19 protein-coding genes and 1 pseudogene are annotated in these 22,749 nt (G+C 33.7%); 7 read left to right on the top strand and 13 right to left on the bottom strand.

All coding sequences use genetic code 11. The features are described 5' to 3' along the window. The first annotated feature begins 174 nt into the window (after window positions 1-174). The gene (locus tag C8C85_RS06235; RefSeq protein ID WP_116796300.1) at window positions 175-1,236 is read left to right on the top strand and encodes a glycosyltransferase family protein; all 1,062 of its coding nucleotides are present in this window, start codon (window positions 175-177) and stop codon (window positions 1,234-1,236) included. A gap of 84 nt (window positions 1,237-1,320) precedes the next feature. Here the strand turns inward: C8C85_RS06235 and C8C85_RS06240 are convergent, their stop codons facing one another. The 9 genes from C8C85_RS06240 to C8C85_RS06280 form a co-directional block, all read right to left on the bottom strand. Beyond that, on the bottom strand, window positions 1,321-2,220 hold the full coding sequence (locus tag C8C85_RS06240; protein WP_165818101.1) for a DUF481 domain-containing protein: 900 nt from the start codon (window positions 2,218-2,220) through the stop codon (window positions 1,321-1,323). Window positions 2,221-2,470: 250 nt separating this feature from the next. Continuing rightward, a complete protein-coding gene (gene phoU, locus C8C85_RS06245) occupies window positions 2,471-3,151 on the bottom strand; it encodes a phosphate signaling complex protein PhoU (RefSeq protein WP_116796302.1) in 681 nt (226 codons plus the stop codon). Window positions 3,152-3,251: 100 nt separating this feature from the next. Further along, a complete protein-coding gene (gene pstB, locus C8C85_RS06250) occupies window positions 3,252-4,010 on the bottom strand; it encodes a phosphate ABC transporter ATP-binding protein PstB (RefSeq protein ID WP_116796303.1) in 759 nt (252 codons plus the stop codon). A gap of 48 nt (window positions 4,011-4,058) precedes the next feature. After that, on the bottom strand, window positions 4,059-5,003 hold the full coding sequence (pstA, locus tag C8C85_RS06255) for a phosphate ABC transporter permease PstA (protein ID WP_116796304.1): 945 nt from the start codon (window positions 5,001-5,003) through the stop codon (window positions 4,059-4,061). A gap of 2 nt (window positions 5,004-5,005) precedes the next feature. Then, window positions 5,006-6,247, bottom strand: coding sequence for a phosphate ABC transporter permease subunit PstC (gene pstC, locus C8C85_RS06260; RefSeq protein ID WP_116796305.1), 1,242 nt, complete (start codon window positions 6,245-6,247; stop codon window positions 5,006-5,008). A gap of 197 nt (window positions 6,248-6,444) precedes the next feature. Beyond that, window positions 6,445-7,278: a phosphate ABC transporter substrate-binding protein gene (locus C8C85_RS06265; protein WP_116796306.1), complete on the bottom strand. Its 834-nt coding sequence runs from the start codon at window positions 7,276-7,278 to the stop codon at window positions 6,445-6,447. A 32-nt stretch (window positions 7,279-7,310) separates the two neighbouring features. Further along, window positions 7,311-8,654, bottom strand: a complete 1,344-nt coding sequence (locus tag C8C85_RS06270) for a hypothetical protein (protein WP_116796307.1) — start codon at window positions 8,652-8,654, stop codon at window positions 7,311-7,313. Window positions 8,655-8,853: 199 nt separating this feature from the next. Further along, window positions 8,854-9,945 (bottom strand): sensor histidine kinase, encoded by a 1,092-nt coding sequence (locus C8C85_RS06275; RefSeq protein WP_116796308.1) that lies wholly within the window; start codon window positions 9,943-9,945, stop codon window positions 8,854-8,856. Between the two features lie 68 nt (window positions 9,946-10,013). Further along, window positions 10,014-10,697, bottom strand: coding sequence for a response regulator transcription factor (locus tag C8C85_RS06280; RefSeq protein ID WP_111409632.1), 684 nt, complete (start codon window positions 10,695-10,697; stop codon window positions 10,014-10,016). A gap of 237 nt (window positions 10,698-10,934) precedes the next feature. Here C8C85_RS06280 and C8C85_RS06285 point away from each other — a divergent pair, with 237 nt between their 5' ends. The 4 genes and pseudogenes from C8C85_RS06285 to C8C85_RS06300 all read left to right on the top strand — a co-directional run. Continuing rightward, entirely contained in the window at window positions 10,935-13,727 is a 2,793-nt protein-coding gene (locus tag C8C85_RS06285) for a TonB-dependent receptor (protein WP_116796309.1), read from the top strand. Window positions 13,728-13,917: 190 nt separating this feature from the next. Next, window positions 13,918-15,333 (top strand): hypothetical protein, encoded by a 1,416-nt coding sequence (locus C8C85_RS06290; protein ID WP_243412076.1) that lies wholly within the window; start codon window positions 13,918-13,920, stop codon window positions 15,331-15,333. Window positions 15,334-15,431: 98 nt separating this feature from the next. Continuing rightward, window positions 15,432-15,770, top strand: a complete 339-nt coding sequence (locus C8C85_RS06295) for a T9SS type A sorting domain-containing protein (RefSeq protein ID WP_116796310.1) — start codon at window positions 15,432-15,434, stop codon at window positions 15,768-15,770. A 117-nt stretch (window positions 15,771-15,887) separates the two neighbouring features. After that, window positions 15,888-16,889 (top strand): annotated as a pseudogene (locus C8C85_RS06300) (acyl transferase); the annotation flags it as partial. A 55-nt stretch (window positions 16,890-16,944) separates the two neighbouring features. Here C8C85_RS06300 and tyrS read toward each other — a convergent pair. Then, the gene (gene tyrS, locus C8C85_RS06305) at window positions 16,945-18,243 is read right to left on the bottom strand and encodes a tyrosine--tRNA ligase (protein ID WP_116796312.1); all 1,299 of its coding nucleotides are present in this window, start codon (window positions 18,241-18,243) and stop codon (window positions 16,945-16,947) included. A gap of 152 nt (window positions 18,244-18,395) precedes the next feature. On the opposite strand from tyrS, the gene C8C85_RS06310 reads away from it, so the two are divergent. Continuing rightward, window positions 18,396-19,385 (top strand): NAD-dependent epimerase/dehydratase family protein, encoded by a 990-nt coding sequence (locus tag C8C85_RS06310; protein WP_116796313.1) that lies wholly within the window; start codon window positions 18,396-18,398, stop codon window positions 19,383-19,385. A 6-nt stretch (window positions 19,386-19,391) separates the two neighbouring features. Here the strand turns inward: C8C85_RS06310 and C8C85_RS06315 are convergent, their stop codons facing one another. From C8C85_RS06315 to C8C85_RS06325, 3 genes are read right to left on the bottom strand one after another with little or no spacing between them, the layout of a single operon-like run. Beyond that, complete coding sequence (locus C8C85_RS06315; RefSeq protein ID WP_116796314.1) at window positions 19,392-19,886, bottom strand: DUF4296 domain-containing protein; 495 nt, start codon at window positions 19,884-19,886, stop codon at window positions 19,392-19,394. 8 nt (window positions 19,887-19,894) lie between these two features. Beyond that, a complete protein-coding gene (locus tag C8C85_RS06320) occupies window positions 19,895-21,235 on the bottom strand; it encodes a dihydroorotase (RefSeq protein ID WP_116796315.1) in 1,341 nt (446 codons plus the stop codon). A 12-nt stretch (window positions 21,236-21,247) separates the two neighbouring features. Continuing rightward, the gene (locus C8C85_RS06325; RefSeq protein ID WP_116796316.1) at window positions 21,248-21,973 is read right to left on the bottom strand and encodes a polyprenol monophosphomannose synthase; all 726 of its coding nucleotides are present in this window, start codon (window positions 21,971-21,973) and stop codon (window positions 21,248-21,250) included. Between the two features lie 101 nt (window positions 21,974-22,074). Between C8C85_RS06325 and C8C85_RS06330 the strand changes: the two genes are divergently transcribed. Then, window positions 22,075-22,746: a DUF4271 domain-containing protein gene (locus C8C85_RS06330; RefSeq protein WP_116798402.1), complete on the top strand. Its 672-nt coding sequence runs from the start codon at window positions 22,075-22,077 to the stop codon at window positions 22,744-22,746. Window positions 22,747-22,749: the final 3 nt, after the last annotated feature.

Consider the following 22,749-nt stretch of genomic DNA (forward strand, 5'->3'; position numbering starts at 1 on the left):
TAAAGGCTATCCAAATTGGTTAGCCTTTTTTGTTTACTACCACTTTTCAATACTATTTTAGCATAGAAAATCTCAATTTATTAAATTAAATAATCTTTTAGTAATACATTGCAAACATTAAAAAACAAAGCATCCAGTATCTTTCGCCTTACAACTAAACTGTAAGACTGACACATGAATTTAGACTCTAAAAATAAAACTATTTTGATAACTCCATTGAATTGGGGACTGGGTCATGCTACCCGCTGCATTCCTATTATTAAAGCATTGCAAGAAAATAATTTTACCCCAATAATTGCCTCAGATGGAGTTGCCCTTGAGTTACTTCGAAAAGAATTCCCATATTTAAAAACCCTCGAATTGCCTTCCTACCAAATTGAATATGCCAAAAACGGCAAAAACTTCAAATGGAAACTGATGAAAAACCTCCCAAAAATGGTTGAGGCAATCAGGGAAGAAAAAAGAATCGTGAAAAAATGGATTCAGAAATATGAGATAGACGGTATCATATCCGATAATCGACTGGGGGTTTTCAGTAACAAAATTCCATCCGTATTTATCACTCATCAATTGAATGTAATGACTGGAAACACCACTTGGATTACCAGCAAATTACACCAACATATTATAAAAAAATACAATGCCTGCTGGATACCCGATGTCAATGCAAAATTGAATCTCACAGGAAAATTGGGTCATCTGGAAAACAACTCTTTAAACTTACGTTATCTGGGGCCATTGAGCCGTATGCACAAAATGGCCTTGCCTATTCAATACGACTTAATGATTATTCTATCTGGACCGGAACCACAACGCGGATTACTGGAAGCCCATCTTACCGAAGAGATAAAGCGATTTCAAGGAAAAGTAGTTTTTGTAAAAGGCATTATCGAAGCCGAACAAAAAAAGGAACAAGTTGGAAATGTAACTTATTATAATTTCATGAAAACCCGTCAATTGGAACAAACTTTCAATGAAAGCAAAAAAATACTGTGCCGTTCTGGATACACTACCATAATGGATTTAGTCAAACTACATAAAAAAGCATTTTTCATCCCCACTCCCGGGCAATATGAACAAATTTATCTGGCCGAAAAACTGCAAAATGAAGGCTTAGTACCTTATGCAACCCAAGAAGCCTTTAGAATTGAAAATCTTTCGCAAATAGAACAATTCAAAGGACTTCCTGAAATAGAAACAACAGTAAATTGGGAAGAACTCTTCAAAATATTCTAAAATAATATTGATCTAATTCTGTTTTATTTGTTTTTATGAGACAATAAAACCGTTTTATGTTCATTTGATATACGAAAGAAAAAATCAATGTTTTAGTTTCCAACCAAATCCTGTTGAAAAAACATAATCCAATTTTGTTGTATTTTGTGAAGGTTGATTGTCATAATTGGCACTGATAGACGATTTTATATAAAAATCTAAGGGCAAATCATATTTGAATGAAAAATCAATATCTGTTCTAAATCTACCTTTTTCGGACAAACTAGGAAACATTAAAATAGATGTGTTTATATTGATATCTTTAAAATTAAACATATTAAATTCTGTGGACAAAACCACTTCAAATGAATTTTTGTCTGTTGCAGAATCAAAATACTTTTCAATATTATAAGTCAAACCTCCTCCAACCAAAAAATAAAGTTTATTATTTCTGACCAAATAATTCCCCATACCCAAACTTGGACTATATCTTCCTTTTATGGATTGACTTGTATTTGACAAAAAAGAAAAATTTGAATTAAAAAACCAATTATTTTTATAATATTTTTTAGTGTCCAACTCCAAATCCACTCTTTCAATATCTTCAACATCATCCTGAACAGTGTTCAATTCATCATATTTAATGGTGTGAATCCACTTTTCACTAATATAATTCAATTGTAAGGCAAAAGTTAATTGTTGACTATTATTTGTTTTTGTTAAGTTATATCCAAAATCAAGTGAGCCTGTAAAATGTTTCCAAAAACCATTTTCAATTTTATTCAACCTGACTATTTTATTAACCCGTACATCCTGTGTTAAATCCCCAAAAGTGATCGTAACTTCATTATCCTTATTTGATTTTAATGTACCGTAAAAACTACTGCCATCAACTAAATAAATAGAATATTTATTGACTAAAATTAGTCTTTCCACTTTATCAAATTCAATTTTAAAATCCTGATCACTATATTTAGTTTCAGCAATAAGTATATTATTTGACATACTTTTCACTTTCCCAACCATCATTTCTTTGTTTTTAAAATATAGCGTGTCATTTTGGCTGTACAATCCAATATAAAAAAGTAAAAAGAAAGGTAGCAAAAAACATTTCATAAGGATTAAATAGAAGTCAAAGCATAAAGTTAAACAATTGAATTTAAAGAAAATACCATCATTGCAAAAACAAAAAAGCCGGAACAAACAAATGTTCCGACTTTTTAAAATTTATATTCTTTAAATTTTGAAAGAAAAACTAGTCTTCCGATCTCAAATCATCGAATTTATCGTGTTTGATAATTTTGGCATTAACCGTAAAATAAACGTACTCCGCGATATTGGTACAATGCTCAGAAATGCGTTCCAAATGTTTCAAAACAATCACCAAATTGGTTCCTGAAACCACAGCTTTAGAATTCACCTTCATTTCATTGATAATATCATGAATGGCATCTTCACAGCTATTTCTTATGTCCTTATTTAAAACAAATATCTCTCCGGTAGCTTTACCGTTTTGCTCAGAAAAACAATTGTTGGTTTTAGCCGTAATTAATTCAACTTGCCTTGCAATATCGCCAATATCGAACTTTAAGATCAAATCGTGTTTTTCCTTTATGTTTTTTGCTTTTTTAACGATACTAATAGATAAATCCCCTATTCGTTCAATCTCATTACTGATTTGCATTGCCGACATAATAAAACGCAAATCAGAAGCAACAGGCTGTTTCAAAGCAAAAATACTTTGACAGATTTCGTCTATTTTGACATCTAATTTATCAATTTTATTCTCGGTCTTTTTTATAACTTTTCCTTCAGCGGCTTCCGGTTCCTGTAAAAGTATTTTGACTGCTTCGCTCACTTGGCCTTCAGCCAATTTTCCGATTTTTTTAATAATACTTTTTAAATTATCTAGTTCCATTTCGAAATGTGTTGCCATTGTATTTTGTTTAAAATTGTAGAAGTTTATAAATTTAATAGTCTAAAAGTTCAATAGTTCAAAATCAACTATCATACCAAAACTAATATACTTAAAACCATTAACCAAATCTTCCTGTAATATAATCTTCCGTTTGTTTTTGCATTGGTTTGGTAAAAATAGAATTTGTTTTTCCCATTTCTATTAAATTACCCATATAAAAGAAAGCAGTGTGATCACTCGTTCTAGCCGCTTGTTGCATATTGTGCGTCACGATAATGATTGTGTATTGTTCTTTTAACTCGTGTATCAACTCCTCAATTTTTGAAGTAGAGATTGGGTCCAAGGCACTTGCTGGTTCATCCATCAAAATAATATCTGGACTTACCGCCAACGTTCTTCCAATACACAAACGTTGCTGTTGTCCTCCAGAAAGTCCCAATGCAGAATCTTCCAAACGATCTTTCAACTCATCCCAAATAGCCGCCTGACGCAATGATTTTTCTACAATTTCATCCAATTCCGCTTTATTGTTTATCCCATTGATACGAGGTCCGTAAGCAATATTTTCATAAATAGATTTAGGAAAAGGATTCGACTTTTGGAAAACCATCCCAATCTTCTTTCGGATATTAACCACATCCACATTTTTATCGTAGATGTCAACGTCCTCCACTAACATTTGACCAGTAATGGAAACACTTGGAATCAAGTCATTCATTCTGTTGATGCATCTCAAAAAAGTAGATTTCCCACAACCCGAAGGTCCAATTAAGGCTGTCACTTTATTGGATGGAATATCCATTGTGATTTCATTCAGCGCCTTCTTTTCACCATAGTATAATGACAAATCATTAACTTTTATTTTTATGTCTTTCATTGTATATTTTTTATATCTAAAAGAATATCTATTTAGTTGAACTAAGTCTTATTTTGCTTTTCTTCTAATTCTTGATCTAATAATTACGGCAACGACGTTTAGTGACAGTGTCAAAATTAACAACACTAAAGTTGTGGCAAACTGTATCGGCATCGTCTTCTCCACATCCGAAGATTGAGTTGACATAATATAAACGTGGTATCCTAAATTCATAAACTGATCACTCAGAGATCCTGGCAGTGTCGCCAAATAATAGGCCGCACCCGTAAATAATATTGGGGCTACCTCACCGGCACCTCTACTTACGGCAAGAATAGTTCCTGTCATAATTCCGGAAACAGAACCTGGAAGCACCACTTTTTTGATGGTTTGCCATTTCGTTGCGCCAAGTGCCAAACTAGCTTCCCTTAATTCACGAGGAATAGTTTTCAAGGATTCTTCAACAGAAACAATGATAACTGGCAAAGTCAATAAAGACATCGTTAAACTCGCCCATAAAATATTGGGTTGGCCCCAACGCAATTGTCCGTCATTAAAAACAGTATCGGCACCAGCTCCCAAAAATTGGATAAAAAATCCAAGACCAAAAAGACCAAATATAATCGATGGCACTACCGCCAAAGTACGAACCGAAAATCGAACCGCAGCCGCAAATTTGGAATTTTCACTGGCATATTCTGTTAAGTAAAGTGCGGTAATTGTTCCAAAAGGAACTGCCGCAATAGACATAACAATCACTAAAATAAAAGTACCTATCAAAGCTGGGAAAATTCCCCCTTCGGTCATTCCATTTGTTGGGAAAGTAGATATAAATTCCCATGAGAATTTAGTTCTTCCTTGGTAAATTATGATTCCCAAAATAATAAAAAGAATGGCAATAATTAGGATTACAGCTAATTGAGTAATACCAATGAAAATTTTTCCTTTTATTTCCGAAGTACTTTTTTTACCGGAAAAAAAGTGATTTTCTGATTCATTTATAATTTTATCCATAATTATTTTCCTTGGAATTTTTTCAACAATTTGCCTTTTACATAAAACTCAGCCACAGCATTTAAGGCGAAAGAGAAAATAAAAAGTAATGACCCAATAAAGAACAAAACACTGTAATGCGTTTCTCCAAATACCGTTTCGGCCATTTCAGAACCAATTGTCGCAGCAAACGTACGCACACTTTCAAAAGGGTTAGCAGAAATTAAAGCTGCATTTCCGGTTGCCATCAAAGCGATCATTGTTTCCCCAAAAACCCTTCCAACTCCTAGCAGTAATGCGGCAAAAATACCTGGAGTTGCCGCCGGTAAAACCACAAAAAAAGCGGTTTGCCATTTGCTGGCGCCCAATGCCAGACTCGCTTCGGTATACGTTTTTGGAACCGATGCCAACGCATCCTCCGAAATCGTATAAATAATTGGAATAGCGGCCAAAGCCATCGCCACCCCACCGATAAAAGCGTTCAATCTGGAATCATATCCAAATACATCCTGAAAAAAGCTAGCCAAAACCATCAATGCAAAAAAACCAATAACCACCGATGGAAAAGCGGCAAGCATTTCAATAACGGGTTTTATGATTTCTTTGACTCTTTTGGAAGCAAAACAAGAGGTAAACAAAGCGGCCAATACTGCCAATGGACCCGCAATGAGCATGGCAATAATAGTCACTTTCAAAGTTCCTATTAACAAACCAATTAATCCAAACCTCGGATTATCGGAAACGGGAACCCACTCAGTACTAAAAAAAGTACTCCAAGTTTTATCTGACCCCTCTTTGTTTTGGGATTCTGCATTCATCATCTCATCTGCCGGCGCAACACTTAAATCTTCTTTTGGAGTGTCTCCGTAGCTTTCCGGTTTCAAATCATCTTTTGCTGCAGTTTCGGAACCATAGGTCTCCGGTTTTAATTCCTCTGTTGTTTCCGTACCGTAAGATTCCGGTTTTAAATCCTCAGCAGTCTCCGCTCCATATGACTCAGGCTTCAACTCTTCCGAAGCTGTGCCATAAGATTCTGGTTTATTTGCAGTTGTTACTTGAGCTTCTGTTTTTGCTTTAGCATCACTACCTAAACTAAATAATGGCAACGACTCTTTGAAAACAAAAATGAAAATCAGAAAAATAATTGCTATTGATAGAAAAGCAATCGACGAAATAATTTTTTCGGCCAGAAACTCAGAAAGCCTGAATTTCTTTTTTAAGCTTTCTTTAGTGAAACTTTGTTTGATTGGTAATTGGGAATCCATTTTATTTATTTAGGAATTCATCTGTAGATATTAATTGATTTTTATCGGTCATATGTAATTGCTTCGCCAATTCGCTATCGCTCGAGTCGCATATCATCATTGGTGCTAACTACCTACTTACAATAATGCTCATTCCGTATAGAATAAACATAAATATCCCTCACTTCAAATTAAAATGAGGGATATTTTACTTCAAATTACTTTAAAGGATAATAACCTACTTCAGCAATAATAGCCTGACCTTCGGCACTTAAAATCCAATCAATAAACGCTTTAACCTCACCTGTCGGTCTTGATTTCAAATACATGTATAAATACCTTGAAATTGGGTAAGTATGATTTTTAATCGTTGCAGCAGTTGGCAAAATCCCAGGACTCTTATCATCTTTTTTCACAGCACAATCCTTTACTCCTTCAGCATAGGCTGCTCCACCGTAGCCAATTGAAAATTTGTCTTTTTTAACTGCATTTACAATTGCAGCTGTTCCTGGCAATGTCTGGCAAGATGGTGAAAAATCAGTTCTTACTACATTATCTTTAAAGAAACCAAAAGTTCCTGAACTGCTTTCTCTTCCGTATAATTTGATTGCAGCATCTGGACCACCTACATCTTTCCAGTTTGTAATTTTTCCAGCAAAAATTTGTCCAATTTGTTTCAAAGTAAGAGATGTAACTGGATTGGCTTTATTCAAATAAACAGACAAACCATCTTTTGCACAAGGAATCTCAACTCCAACTGATCCGTATCTTGCTTTCAATTTTTCAACTTCAGAAGGTTTAATTGGACGACTTGAATTGGCAATATCCGTAGAACCGTTAATTAATGCCGCCAAACCTACTCCAGATCCACCACCTGTAACTTGGATAGAAGCACCCGGGTTTTTCTTCATATATACTTCAGCCCATTTTTGAGACAAAATAACCATAGTGTCAGACCCTTTTACTGTTACTTTGTTAACTGTAGTAAAAGAAAAACCAATTCCCATAACTACTAGCATGAATAATGCTACTTTTAATTTTGTTGTTTTCATTTTGATATAAATTAATATTTTTTTTAAAATTTTTAGAAATTAACTTGAAATCTCAAGGTTGTTGTATTGTTTTTAACATCACTAGTATAAATTCCACCAACTGTTGAACTTGTTTCATTTATTGGCATTGAATATCCTAAAGCAATTTTTGTATAATTAGTAAAGAAATAGTCAAAAGCAAATGACCAAGTATGTACTCTCAAATCTGGAGCTACAGTAACCTCATCACCAGATAATCTTGAATTTGGATCCCATGAATCATAACGAACTGCCGCTTGAAATTTTGTCCCAAAGTTTTTTTCCAATTCTACATAATACCCCAAGAATTCTCTTTCTCCACTAAAGTTAAATGAAGGATTATTGTTTACTATGGCACTTCCTGCTGTACCAGAGATAACTCCTTTATTGAATTGAGACTTCAAAGCAAAACCACCTAAAACATCGTAAAACATTTGAAGCTCAGCCCCAAACCAATGTTTATCTAATATATCGCCAACCGCTGCCGTAAATGGATTGTTATTAATATCACTATAGGTACCAGCCGCAAAAACAGTATTTTTTCCAAAATAACCATTTCCACCAAAATCAATTCCTAAACCTGCGCTTGGAAATTTCAAGGAATAAGTTGCTCTTATCGCAATATCTTTGTGACTGTCCACATCCGAAACTTGATTAGCAATTGGTCCTTCTCCAAAATTTCCGTTAAATGCTGCGAAATCAATTTTCAAAGGAATTTCATATCTAGTAGCAAAATCAACAACAAACTTTGCTCCCAAATCTCTTTCTTGAGGATATAAAATAGTTGTCATTCTACTTCTTTCCAATATTATTCTGTCTCTTGAAGAAAATTCTACCTCATAATCAGGTCTGTTGAATTGTCCAACCCACAATTGAAAAGTGTTCAACCAAGGATCATTCAACTGTACATAGGCATCTTTCAAAGTTACCGCGCTAAAAGAAAAATTAGGCTGTAAAACGAATGCCACTCCCTCAATAGGCTTATATGTAAATTTAACCCTTGCTCTTCTTATCACGAAAGAATTAGAGACATCAACAGGATTGGTAGTCAAAGGCACGTTGGTTTCGGATGTTCCAGGTTTCAATTGAAACATTCCTGTAGCAGTCGGTACATCTTGATAATTATACATCTCATACTGAACTTGCATATAACCCGATATTTTCAACTTAGACATTCTGTCAACCTCTTCCTGTAAAGGGGATATCTGTTCATTAAGAGCATCAAATTTTAATTGATGTTCATTTATGGCTTGTTGTAATGAGTCAAGACTAATTGGTTTAATTGAGTCATTTTCAACTTCCTGAGCATTAACTATACCACAAATTGATATCATTATTGCAACTATAACTTTTTTCATTTTCTTTTAATATGAATGTTAATTTGCCGCAAAGGTGATACTGCAATGTTAAGTTAAAGTTAACGCAATGTTATTTAGATGATAATTTAATGTTAATGGGGTTTTTCCTAGTCAATTTAATATGTAATTTTCTTATTCAAAATTTTATTTAACCTAAAAATCAACTACTTACAAACATTCCTTTAAAGTTAACTAATGTTTAATTTAATTTCTTTTTTAAGCCAAATTGATCAGTGATGTATGTCTTTTCGAGTGTAAAAGAGAATTCGGAACCTATTCCAAACTCACTTTCGACATAAATTTTTTCTTTATGAGCTTCAATTATATGCTTCACTATGGAAAGTCCTAATCCTGAACCTCCTTCGGTACGAGAACCGCTTTTGTCCACTCTATAAAATCGCTCAAAAAGTCTTGGTATATTTTGAGACTCAATTCCTTCTCCATTATCGGTAACCCTGACCAATACTTTTTTGTTGGTTAAATTCACAATTGAAACTTCGGTCAAACCGCCTTCTTTTCCATATTTTATCGAGTTTACAATCAAATTCTCGACTACTTGCTGGATTTTGTCTTTATCACCATTAACAAAAATGGGCTGAATGTTATCATTTTCGAATGCCAAAGTGATGTTCTTTTTATCAGCTTTCATTTCCAACAAATCGAAAACATTCTGAATTAATTTTACGATATCAAATTTTGTAAAATCAAGATTCAGATCCCCCGATTCCAATTTGGTAATCATATCCAAATCTTCGACAATATAAATCAATCGCTCCACTCCTTTTTCGGCACGTTTTAGGTATTTCTTTCTGATGGTTTTATCCTCCATGGCACCATCAATAAGTGTTGACAAATAACCTTGAACCGTAAATAATGGCGTTTTAAGCTCATGGGAAACATTTCCTAAAAATTCTCTTCTATACTCTTCACGTATTTGAAGCATCTCAATTTCCAACTTTTTGTCGGTAGCAAACTTCTTCACTTCTCGAGTTAAAGTTTCCATATCGGTGGTGATGGGCTTATTGATAAATGTACTCGATTCTAATAATGCCACATCATCGTAAATTTTCTTTACTCTGCGGTAAATAAATCGTTCCACTCGGTATTGCAAAACAAAAAATGAAAATACATAAACAAAAAACAGGCTGATAAAACCAAACAACAACATGCTGACAAAAGAAGATTTGAACAGTATTACAGATAGAATCATGCAAAATCCTGAGACAAATAAACTGATATACAAAGCTGATTTTATAGCAAACTTGTAACTTTTTTTGAAATTGATTTTCATTATTATTTTAGCACGCGCATTATGGTTATTTGAAAAGACTTTTAAAATCTATCAAAAGTACCATTTATTTAAACTTCAAATTTATACCCTACTCCTTTTATGGTCTTAAAAAGATCATCCCCTATTTTTTCACGAAGTTTTCTAATGTGAACATCGATTGTTCTACCACCAACCACTACATCATTTCCCCAAACCTTATCCAGTATTTCTTCTCGTTTGAAAACTTTTCCGGGTTTTGAAGCCAGTAGATAAAACAACTCGAATTCTTTTCTTGGTAAGGCAATTTCTAGATTATCCTTTACAATTTTATATTCTTCGCGGTTGATTTCGATTCCGCCCACATTAAGTGTTTCGCTGTTTTGATCTTGTTCTTTCAATCTTCGCAACAATGCTTTCACTTTGCTAACCAATAATTTTGGTTTTATCGGTTTAGTAATATAATCATCGGCACCGGCATCAAAACCAGCTACTTGAGAATAATCTTCACTTCTTGCCGTCAAAAATGTAATGATAACATTATTCAACTCAGGTATTCTTCTAATATGTTCACAAGCTTCCATTCCGTCCATTTCTGGCATCATAACATCCATTATGATAAGGCTTGGCATTTCTTTTTTTGCTTTTTCAATAGCATCTTTACCATTGACAGCCGTAACAATCTGATATCCTTCTTGTGCTAGGTTATAGCCTACAATTTCTAAAATATCTGGTTCATCATCAACCAGTAGAATTTTGGTGTTTCTTTTCTTCATATTAATAGCAAAAATTAAGTTTTTCTATTGTATTTATCTCTTAATTAAACACAATGACTTTTTATTGCAATGTAAAAGTAATAATAAACGGTAAGTATCAATACTAAAAAAGCGGACTTAACCTTAATTTAATATGTTAACGATTTCATAATAATTATGATATCCATTCATAACTTGATGTTAACACAAAGACTAGAATCCCACCATTTCTTTGCAGAAAATTAAATACTACTAAAAATGAAATTAAAATTTCTATTCTTTACACTGTTTATTTGTGTTATTGGTTTTTCACAAAATAAAGGAACAATAACAGGTGTTTTATTAGACAAAGATTCCAACAATCAATCCTTACCATTTGCCAATGTGCAAATAAAAGGAACAAAAATTGGCGCCAACACTGATGTAGAAGGAAAATATACAATTACTATAGCTCCAGGAAATTACACTGTACAATTTAGTTTTGTAGGTTATGAAACTACAGAAGTTCCTGTAACTGTAGTCGCCAATGAAACTGCAACTGTAAATAGCTCTTTGGGTTCCGGAAGTTACAAACTAAAAGACGTAGTTGTAAAATCAAGCGGCGGACGTGAAAAAGAAACGGCATTATTATTAGAACAAAAAAATGCAGTTGTAATCAAGCAAAGTATCGGAGCCCAAGAAATGTCAAGAAAAGGGGTTAGCGATGTCGAGGAAGGTTTAACCAAAATCACCGGAATCACAAAAGTGGGCTCAAGAGGTTTATTCGTACGCGGACTGGAAGACCGTTACAATAATTTATTGATTAATGATTTAGCTGCACCTTCAAACAATCCATACAACAAATACATCGCTTTGGATTTATTCCCAACTGACATTGTAGGTGTAATTGATGTGTACAAAACGTTTAATACTAACATTTACGGTGATTTCGCCGGAGGTACTTTTAATATCCAAACAACAAGACCATCAAAAAGCATCACTAAATTAAGCATTGGCATTGGTTACACTACAAACAATAGCTTTTCTGATTTTTTAATTGCCGAAAATGCCGATTCTCCGGAAGGTTTTTTTGGATTAACTGGAAAATACAGAAAAATTCCTTCTGCATTAGGGAGTTCACCAGCATCTGTAACCTTGACTCCAGAGCAATCGTTGAATGCTTATAAAGACAGTGGTTTCAATGTTGCCGATACTAAAAGCCCATTAAACACGAGTATTAGTTTCTTGAATTCAGAAAAATTTGATTTCGAAAACGAAAAAAGCTTTTCTTATTTATTGTCACTTTCATTCGATAATGATTATAAAATCACAAACGGGGTACAAAGAAACTTCAATAACAATCCATCGGGTTATGTTTACAACAGTAATTTTGTAACAACTGATTACTCTTATGAAACTTCTTTTACAGGATTGGTTGGTTTAAATTATAATACCAAAAAACTAAAACTGTCTTACAACACTACCTATATTAAGACAACAAAAAGTTTAATACAAGATCAATTTGGAGTTCCAAATACCAGTACAGCAAACAATGATGTTTTAATAAGAACGAATCAATTGGATGAAACAGCATATCTGAACAACCAATTGTTAGGAGAATATGCTTTAACAGAAAATAATGATCAAAACATAAAAGCTGGAGTTTCCTATGCTTTTACAAAATTTGCACAACCAGACCGTAAATTTTTCTCTGGACCAAAATCAGGAGATACTGACATCACAACCTCAATTGCAGGGAACAATTTTATTCGCCAATATCTAGACATCACCAGTGATTATTATTATTCAGGGTTGGCAGAGTACAATTATAAATTCGGAAAAGAAGAAAAAAACAAAAAATTCTCGGTTGGTTATAATGGCTATGCTTCAAACATGGAATCTTCGTATCGATTTGTAGTTCCTACAACCGGGCCAACATTCACTGGACCAATTAACAATATCGATACTCAATTAAACAGCTATTTAGCCAATAATGATTTTGCTTTTAGAGAAAGTTCTAACGCTACTTGGCAAGCCAAATTATTTCAATCGGCGAATGCTGGTTATGCAAACCTATTGTACAATTTTGACAACAAATGGGAGGTTAACGGAGGTTTGAGAGTAGAAAGCACTTTGAGAGAAACTCAATACAGAGCACAAGGATCTTTCAACGATCCATTTATAAAATTATCCTATGATAATTTATACTTCTTGCCTTCATTGAATGTGAAATATGCAGTTACTGACGCTTCAAACATGCGTTTTTCTGCAACAAAAACATATACTTTGCCTATTATAATGGAAGCCTACCCAATAGAATACATCAATGCCGATGGAACTTCTACAAGAGGAAATCCTTATTTATTAAATAGCGAAAACTACAATGTAGATTTGAAATATGAAATATTCCCATCTGCAAAAGAACTTTTTTCTGTAGGCTTGTTTGGAAAGAAAATTTTAGATCCAATAGAACGTACTTTCATTGCCAATGCAGCCAATACGACAATCACAACTTATTTAAATTCGGATCAAGCAGTATTATTTGGAGCTGAATTTGATTTCTTGTATGATTTAGGAAGAATCAATGAAAACTTAGCTGATTTCTCTTGGGGATTCAATACTTCATTAATGCACACTCAAGTAGATGTAAAACCTACTTTCACAGATGCTGATGGAAATGTTACTACCTCTATTGAAACACATCAAAAAAGAGAGCTACAAGGAGCTTCAAAATATTTAATTAATTCAGATTTAAAATACCAATTCAATTTTAGCTCAGAATGGAGCAACACATTATCTCTAGTATACTCCGTATTCGGAAAAAGAATTTACGCAATTGGTACAGGAGGTTTAGACCATATATATGAATTACCGGTTAATCAATTGGATTTTGTTTGGGGAAGTAAAGTATCCAAAAACATAGATTTAAAATTTTCGGCTCAAAACATCTTAAATCCAAATATAAAATTTGAACAAGGAAATGATGGTAACGCTCCTTTACTAGAGGATCCAACTATTCGCAATTACAAGAAAGGTGTTGAATTCTCAATGAGTTTAGGATATACCTTCTAAAAGGCACACCATCCACATAAAGCCTCTAATTCATTAGAGGCTTTTTTATTTATCAGCACCAAAATTTCTTAACATTAACATCACAATTAAGATTGATTTTAATAACTTTTTTGTAATTATTAGGTAACATCCATTCCGAACTCTCAAAGTACTTTTGACATATCAAATTATGAAAAATAACACTCAAACTATGAAAACAAAATTTTTAGCTTTAGCAATGTCTTTAGGCTTATTTATCACATCATGTAGTAGTAATGATGAGAATCCAATTACAGTAGCTCCTTTAACGGGGACCGAAAGTATCGTTGTAGGTACAACTACTACTTTTTCAAGTACAACTACAGGAGGTACTTTTACAAGTGCTACTCCCGCGGTAGCAACAGTTGAAGCTAAAACAGGTGTAATTACCGCAGTATCTGTTGGTACATCTTTAATCACTTATACAGTTTCTGGAGCAGCCGCATCAGTAACAAAAACAGTAACAGTAACTGCAGTTCCAGCTGCAACTGGAGAAATTACAGGAACTTTTTCAGCTGACAAAACTTACGCTTATGGTAACTACACTTTGAAAGGTATCGTTAAGGTAGCTTCAGGTGTAACAGTAACTTTTGAAGCAGGTTCTACCATTACTTGTAACAAAACTACAGGAGACAATGCTTTAGTGGTTTTGAACGGTGGTAAACTAATCATCAAAGGAACAGCTGACAAACCAGTTGTATTTACTGAAGCATCTAAAACTCCAGGATCTTGGGGAGGAATCATTATCTATGGTGATGCACCTATCAAAGCTGTTGGTGGTGTAACAACTTCAACTTCTGAAGATGGAAATTCATTACCTTACGGAGGAACAAATGCTACTCACAATGGCGGATCGTTAGTATATGCTAGAGTAGAATATGCCGGAGCAAAATTGGCTGATGGAACAAAAGAAAACAATGGGTTTACTTTTTACTCTGTAGGTTCAGGAACAACTTTAGATCACTTAGTTTCTTACAAAGGAGCAGATGACGGATATGAATTTTTTGGAGGAACTGTAAGTATGACTAATGCAATTTCTTACGGAAATTACGATGATGCTTTTGACTGGCAAGATGGATGGCAAGGTCAAAACAATAGCAATTGGTATGCTTACCAAACTGCTAAAGGAAACTATGGTATGGAAATTGAATGTTCAGCTAATAATAATGCATTTTGGCCAAAAGTTACTAATATCACTTTAAAAAGAGCTGCAGGTACTACACCAGAAGTAGCGGGTGATGTACAAGTTGATGCCTTCCAATTCAAAAAAGAAGGAAATGGAGATTACAGCAACATCATCATTGACGGATATGGTAACTATACTGAAGGAAGTGTAACTTATACTGGTGCAGCTTGTAAAATTCAAGATGCTTCTACAAACACTAACCAAGTAAATGGTTCTAGAATTAAAATGACTAATGTAACTATTACAAATACTAGTGTAAACATTTTAGGAGCAACTGTTTCTGGCACACCACTTGCTGTTAATTTCCCTGCTGGTCAATTTGTAACCAGTACTAATGCAACAGGAGCTTCATTAACAAACGGAGCTTGGTCAACTGTAGACGGAAATACTTTAATAAAATAATAAATCTTTGAATTAGTTAAAAATGCCTCTCAAAAACTGAGAGGTATTTTTTTTATCTAAAATATTTTTCTTATATTTACGGGTAATTTATAATGTGAATGACAAAAAACTACTTTTATATTATTCTCTTATTGGCCATTTTCTTTACTTCGGGTGCAACTGCACAAGAAAGTAAACAACCGCCAAAAATACAAGAAAGCACTTCAATTGAAGGGTTAAATTTGTATCCAAACCCCGTGACTAATGGTAAAGTATATATTTCTTCAAAAAACGACTTAGAAAAAGAAATTATCATTTTTGACGTATTAGGAAAAAAAGTATTGCAAACCATTATTAGCAACAAAGAATTAAACGTTTCCAACCTTTCTCCTGGGGTTTACATCATTAAAATCACTGAAGAAAGCGCAACGAGCAGCAGAAAATTAATAATCCAATAATTCTTCTTAAAATATTCACAAAAGTTCCAATTAAAATTGGAACTTTTTTTTTGAAACTTTTCAAAGTCATAAACATCAAAAACCAAAAAAAGGTTCCAAAATAATAATACCTTTGTCCTCAAAAAAAAAAAAAAGAACTTGATTACAGCCAGCGACATATTTACCATTTCGAGTCAGAAGCAATTTGAAAAAATAGCTTTAAAAGTATTCCGATTTCAATATGAAAACAATTTGGTGTACCAAGAATTTTGTGATTTGCTAAAAACAAATCCGCAAAAAGTAAAATCGTTGCATCAAATTCCTTTTTTGCCTATACAATTTTTCAAAAGCCACAGTATTGTTTCAAACAACAATCCAATTGAAGCAACTTTTACGAGTAGCGGAACAACAGGTACCATCACAAGCAGACATCTGGTTACCGATGTTTCCATTTATGAAGAAAGCTATCGGAAAGGGTTTTCTCAATTTTACGGCAATATTGAGGATTATGTGGTTTTGGCTTTACTTCCATCTTATTTGGAAAGAGAAGGCTCTTCTTTGATTTACATGGTCGAAGATTTGATACAACTCACAAACAATAGCAATAGTGGATTTTACCTCAACAATCACGAAGAACTCATTCAAAAACTGATAGAATTAGACCAAGCGGGACAAAATGTAATTCTCATTGGAGTTACCTATGCTTTATTGGATTTAATCGAAAAAAGAACATTCCAACTGCAGCACACGATTACCATGGAAACCGGTGGTATGAAAGGAAAGCGCAAAGAAATGATTAGAGAAGAATTGCACGAGCAGCTTTGTAACGGATTTGGAGTTTCAGCCATCCATTCTGAATATGGTATGACCGAATTGTTATCCCAAGCTTATTCGTTAGGAAATGGCTTATTTGAATGCCCTTCATGGATGCAAATACACATTCGCGACACCGAAGATGCTTTAACCTATATAAACGACGGAAAAACGGGTGGAATTAACGTTATCGACCTAGCCAACATCAATTCCTGTTCCTTTATTGCCACGCAAGATTTAGGCAAAAAATATCCCAATACCACTTTCGAAGTATTGGGACGTTTTGATAACTCAGATATCCGAGGTTGTAATCTAATGGTTGTTTAAAAAAGTTGAATCGGTTAAACAAATAAACGATTTACCGATTAAACATATAAAACAGTTAAACAATCCTGATCAAAAAATAATTTTTCTTACCACTTTGCAAAAGCACAAACTGATTATTTATCAAGTCCTTTGAAGAAAGCACAAACGTTTCATTTACTTTTTCTTTATTCACCGAAATAGAATTGGCAATTAAGGCTCTTCTTGCCTCTCCATTAGATTTAAAGAAACCTGTCTTTTCATTCAAAACTTGAACAATATCCAATCCTGCTTCAACATCGCTTTTTGAAATTTCAGCTTGAGGAACACCGTCAAAAACTTCTAGAAAAGTAGCTTCATCCAATTGTTTCAAATCATCGGCAGTAGCATTTCCAAAAAGAATATTTGAGGCTTTAATCGCTTTCTCCAATTCTTCTGCAGAATGCACAAAAACAGTTAACTCTTCAGCTAATTTTCTTTGTAATACTCTTAAATGTGGCGCTACTTTATGCTCTTCGATTAAAGCATCAATGGTTTCTTTGTCCAAGAAAGTAAAAATCTTGATATACTTCTCGGCATCCACATCGGTAGTATTCAACCAGAATTGGTAAAATTTATACACCGAAGTTTTATCTGCAGTTAACCAAACGTTTCCACCTTCGGATTTTCCAAATTTAGAACCATCAGCTTTGGTAATTAACGGACAAGTCATTGCAAAAGCTTTGGCTTCTTCTCCAACGTTCATTCTACGAACTAATTCGGTTCCAGTGGTGATATTCCCCCATTGATCCGAACCACCCATTTGCAACAAACAATTGTATTCTTTATGCAAATGATAGAAATCATATCCTTGAATCAATTGATAAGTAAACTCCGTAAACGACATTCCTTCGCCTTCGCCAGACAATCTTTTCTTTACAGAATCTTTGGCCATCATATAATTTACAGTGATACGTTTACCCACATCACGAGCAAAATTGATGAATGACAAACCTTTCATCCAATCGTAGTTATTTACCAAAACCGGAGCATTGGCAGCAGTATCATTAAAATCTAAAAAACGAGACAAAACACTTTTTATTCCTTCAACATTATGATTTAAAGTCGCTTCATCCAATAAATTTCTCTCATCCGATTTTCCGGAAGGATCTCCAATCATTCCAGTCGCACCACCTACCAAAGCAATTGGTTTGTGACCAAAATTTTTAAGGTGAACCAATAAAATAATCGGCACTAAACTACCAATATGCAATGAATCTGATGTGGGATCAAATCCAATATAAGTGGTTGTCATTTCTTTTAAAAGTTGTTCTTCAGTCCCAGGCATGATGTCATGTACTAAACCACGCCATTGTAATTCGGAAATAATATTTTTCATCTATAAAATAATCAATTTTGAGCAAAGGTAGGAAATTCAATGGCAAAATTCAATTTCAATTTCAATGGCAATGGAAACGATAATTCAATGTTTTTAAATTGATTTTTGATTTTTGAAATTGCCATTGAAATTGATTTTATTACATTTACAAAATGGTATTAGTCACAGGAGGAACAGGTTTAGTAGGCGCACATCTTTTAATTCACCTATTGGAAAAGGGAGAAAATGTAAGTGCCATCTATAGAAATTTAGACAGCACCCAAAAAACCAAAGCTCTTTTTTCATTGTACCAAAAAAATGGCCTTTATGATTCCATCCAATGGATTCAAGGTGATGTTCTGGATATTCCCACCTTAGAAAATGCCTTTCAGGGAATAGATCAAGTATACCATTGTGCGGCGATGATTTCTTTTGACCCAAAAGAGGAAGAACTCGTTCGAAAAACCAATATCGAAGGCACAGCAAACATTGTCAATTTTTGTTTAGCCAATAATGTCAAAAAACTTTGTCATGTGAGCTCCATAGCTGCTCTTGGCGACTTGCCGGAGCACGAATCCATTATTACCGAAGAAACTGAATGGAATCCCGAAAAACCGCATAGCGATTATGCTATTTCAAAATATGGTGCCGAAATGGAAATATGGCGTGCACTGCAAGAAGGACTTGAAGTAGTGATTGTAAATCCAGGTGTCATTATTGGTCCAGGATTTTGGAACCAAGGAAGCGGTGAACTTTTCACAAAAGTAAAAAACGGACTAGCTTTTTACACCAAAGGATTAACAGGTTTTGTAGCCGTTTCGGATGTGGTAGACGTAATGTATTTGCTAATGAAAAGCCCCATTCATGGCGAACGATTTACATTAATAAGCGAGAATATTATTTTTAAGGATCTGCTTTTTTCTATTGCCGATGCTCTAAAAGTCAAAAGACCTAAATATCATGCAACTCCATTTATGATAAATGTTTTATCAAAATTGGACTGGGTTGCTTCCAATATTTTTTATCAAAAGCGGCAATTAAGCAAAGCCTCCGCAAGATCTTCTTACACAACTGATTTATATTCCAATGAAAAAATAAAAAACGCCCTGAATATTACATTCATAGACGTTCATACTTATATAAAGGAAATTACAAATTTGTAACTGCTTTTATTTTTTGGCTTTTATTTCTTGTTTCTTTTGGGCAATGGAATCTTTTTCTTTTTTGATTTTCAAATCCTTTATTTTTTTCGCCTTTGTTATAGAATCCTGCACCTTTTTTGCTCTTGCTTTTTTAAGTGCAGCCTCTTTTTTTGCCTCTTTTTTTATTATCAAATCTACTGCTGTTTTTTCCTTTTTCAAACGGTCGTTAAGGGCATCGTACATTTTTTTGTACTCTCTATAATCAGCGGCATAATAAGCATTGCTTTTCGCAAATTGAAGGCTGTCAATTTTATATTTTTTAAAAATATAAGTCTTTGGATTGATTCCGTTCGTGTATAATGAATTTGGATTTTGATATTTTAAAGCTTCCAAAATTGACATGTCATAATAAATATCTCCCATCACTTTTTTGTCAATAAGATTATCTGGTTTTTCAACCAAATCCTTATTGCAGCTCAAAAACAAGGCAACTAAAGCAAAAAGGGAAATGTATTTTTTCATATAAGATTTTATCTATCAAACAACATTCTTTTACCTGCACGAATATCTTTTACCTTAAAACCAGAATAAACCAACTTACCATTTACAAAAGTATGCGTAATTCTAGATTTAAAAGTAAAGCCTTCAAAAGGAGACCAACCACATTTCGAAAGTATATTTTCTTTCTTTACACTCCAAGGCAATCCTGCATTGATAATAACCAAATCGGCAAAATAACCCTCTTTGATAAAACCTCTTTTTTCAATTTTAAAAATCTTGGCCGGATTGTGGCACATTTTTTCTACAATTTTCTCGACACTTATTTTTCCTTGATGATGCGCCTCAAACATAGCCACAAGAGCATGTTGCACTAATGGCCCACCAGAAGGAGCTTGCAGGTATTTTTGTTTTTTCTCATCCAATGTATGTGGAGCGTGATCCGTCGCCACAACATCAATGCGTCCGTCATTAAGCGCTTCCCATAACACTTTTCTATCGTTAGCAGTTTTTACAGCAGGATTCCATTTAATTAGATTTCCTTTTGTAGCATAATCATCATTGGTAAACCATAAATGATGCACACAAACTTCGGCGGTAATTTTTTTATCCTCAAGTGGAATTTTATTGGTAAACAATTCCATTTCTTTGGCAGTCGAAAGATGAAAGACATGCAATCTTGCACCCGTTTTTTTGGCCAAAGCAACAGCTTTTGAAGACGAAATATAACAGGCTTCTTCGCTGCGGATAAGATGATGTGCAGTTACCGGAACATCTTCACCATATTCTTCTTTGTATTTTTCTAAATTATTCTTTATTGTCATTTCATCTTCACAATGAACTGCAATCAACATGGATGTACAAGCGAATATTTTTTCCAAAACTGCTTCATTATCCACCAACATGTTTCCCGTTGAAGAACCTAAAAATATTTTGATTCCAGCAACATTCTTAGGGTTTGTCTTTAAAACTTCCTCAAGATTGTCATTGGTGGCGCCCATCATAAAAGAATAATTGGCAAAAGACTTTTCGGCTGCAATTTTATACTTTTCTTCAAGAATTTCTTGGGTAACAGCATTAGGAACTGTATTTGGTTGCTCTATGTAAGATGTAATTCCGCCTGCAACCGCAGCTCTAGATTCCGATTCAATATCCCCTTTATGAGTTAATCCCGGTTCTCTAAAATGCACTTGATCATCGATAACTCCAGGCAAAAGATAATTCCCTTCTGCATCAATAATCATACAATCTGAAGATTTCAGGCTAATGTTCTCAGAAACCTCAACAATAAGGTCATTCTCTACCAGCACATCCCCTTCAAAAATAACTCCTTCATTTACTATTTTAGCATTTTTAATCAAATATCTATTCATAGTATCTTTCTTTTACAAACTGTTAACTAACTTTTTTAAACGCAACATTATAACTCCAAATACGGCTTCAACAATTATGGAATTGCTCATTTTGGACTGCCCTTTGGTTCTATCGGTAAAGATAATAGGCACTTCCGAAATGGCGAATTTTTTACAATACGTTCGGTATTTCATTTCAATCTGAAAAGCATATCCAACAAATTTAATTCTATCCAAATTAATTGTTTCGAGTACTGCTCTTTTGTAACAAACAAATCCCGCGGTAGCATCGTGTATTTTCATTCCGGTAATCATACGAACATAAACCGATGCAAAATACGACATTAAAACACGACTTAAAGGCCAATTGACAACATTTACCCCAGTAACATAACGCGATCCAATCGATAAATCAGCATCTCCAAAATGACACGCATCATATAATTTCTCTAAATCAGAAGGATTATGAGAAAAATCAGCGTCCATTTCGAAAATAAAATCATAGTTATTTTGCAATGCCCACTTAAAACCATGTACATAGGCAGTCCCCAGCCCCGATTTCTTCGCTCTTTTTTCCAAAAACAACCTACCGTTGTACTCTGACTGAAGCATAACCACTTTATCCGCAGTATGATCTGGAGAGTTATCATCAATAATTAAGACATGGAAAGGTTTGTGTTGAGAGAGCACTGCTCTAATAATGCTTTCTATGTTTTCAATTTCGTTATAGGTGGGGATTATAACAATACAATTGTTCATGTTTCGCGTAATTTCCGTGCAAAAGTAACCTTTTTATGCCATTTGATTATTATAAAATTATAATAAATAATGATATAAAAATCACTAATTTTGCTCTAATTATGACTGAACACGTACTTCATCCTAGAATAACCGACACTAACGACTGGGTAACACTCGTTTTTATCTTGGCTTTTGGCATTATTGCTTTAACCAAATCCGTCTATGAAAATCGCTTTGAAGATTTCACTAAATTGATATTTTCAGACAAATACGTTCGAATATACAGAGACAGTAGTCATTTGATGGGAATGTTTTCCATCTCTTTATTTATTGTTCAAATTATTTCGTTTTCGTTTTTTATCCAAATTTTACTGAGCAATTTTGGTTATGGTTCAAAAACAGATTTGATCCTATTCATACAAATATTCACTTTTGTCATTTACTTCATTTTATCAAAATTTTTAATCGAAAAAATAATTGCAACTTCATTCAGAATTGAAGAACTTGTCGAACAGTTTAATTTACAGAAAGTTACCTACCGAACATATGTAGGCTTATTACTACTGCCAATTGACATCATTTTATTCTATTATGAATCTATTTTAAAAAATATCCCACTACTGGTTTTATATAGTATCTTAGTTTTAAACGTTTTACTATATGTGTACTCCATAAAAAATTACAGAAAGGAAATTTTCAGCAAGTTGTTTTATTTTATTTTATATCTTTGCACTCTTGAAATAGCACCCTATTATTTTATGTATTATTGGTTTACAAAAGGTAGCGTTTAGAAA

The sequence above is a fragment of the Flavobacterium sp. 103 genome, assembly GCF_003096795.1.
Taxonomy (GTDB): domain Bacteria; phylum Bacteroidota; class Bacteroidia; order Flavobacteriales; family Flavobacteriaceae; genus Flavobacterium.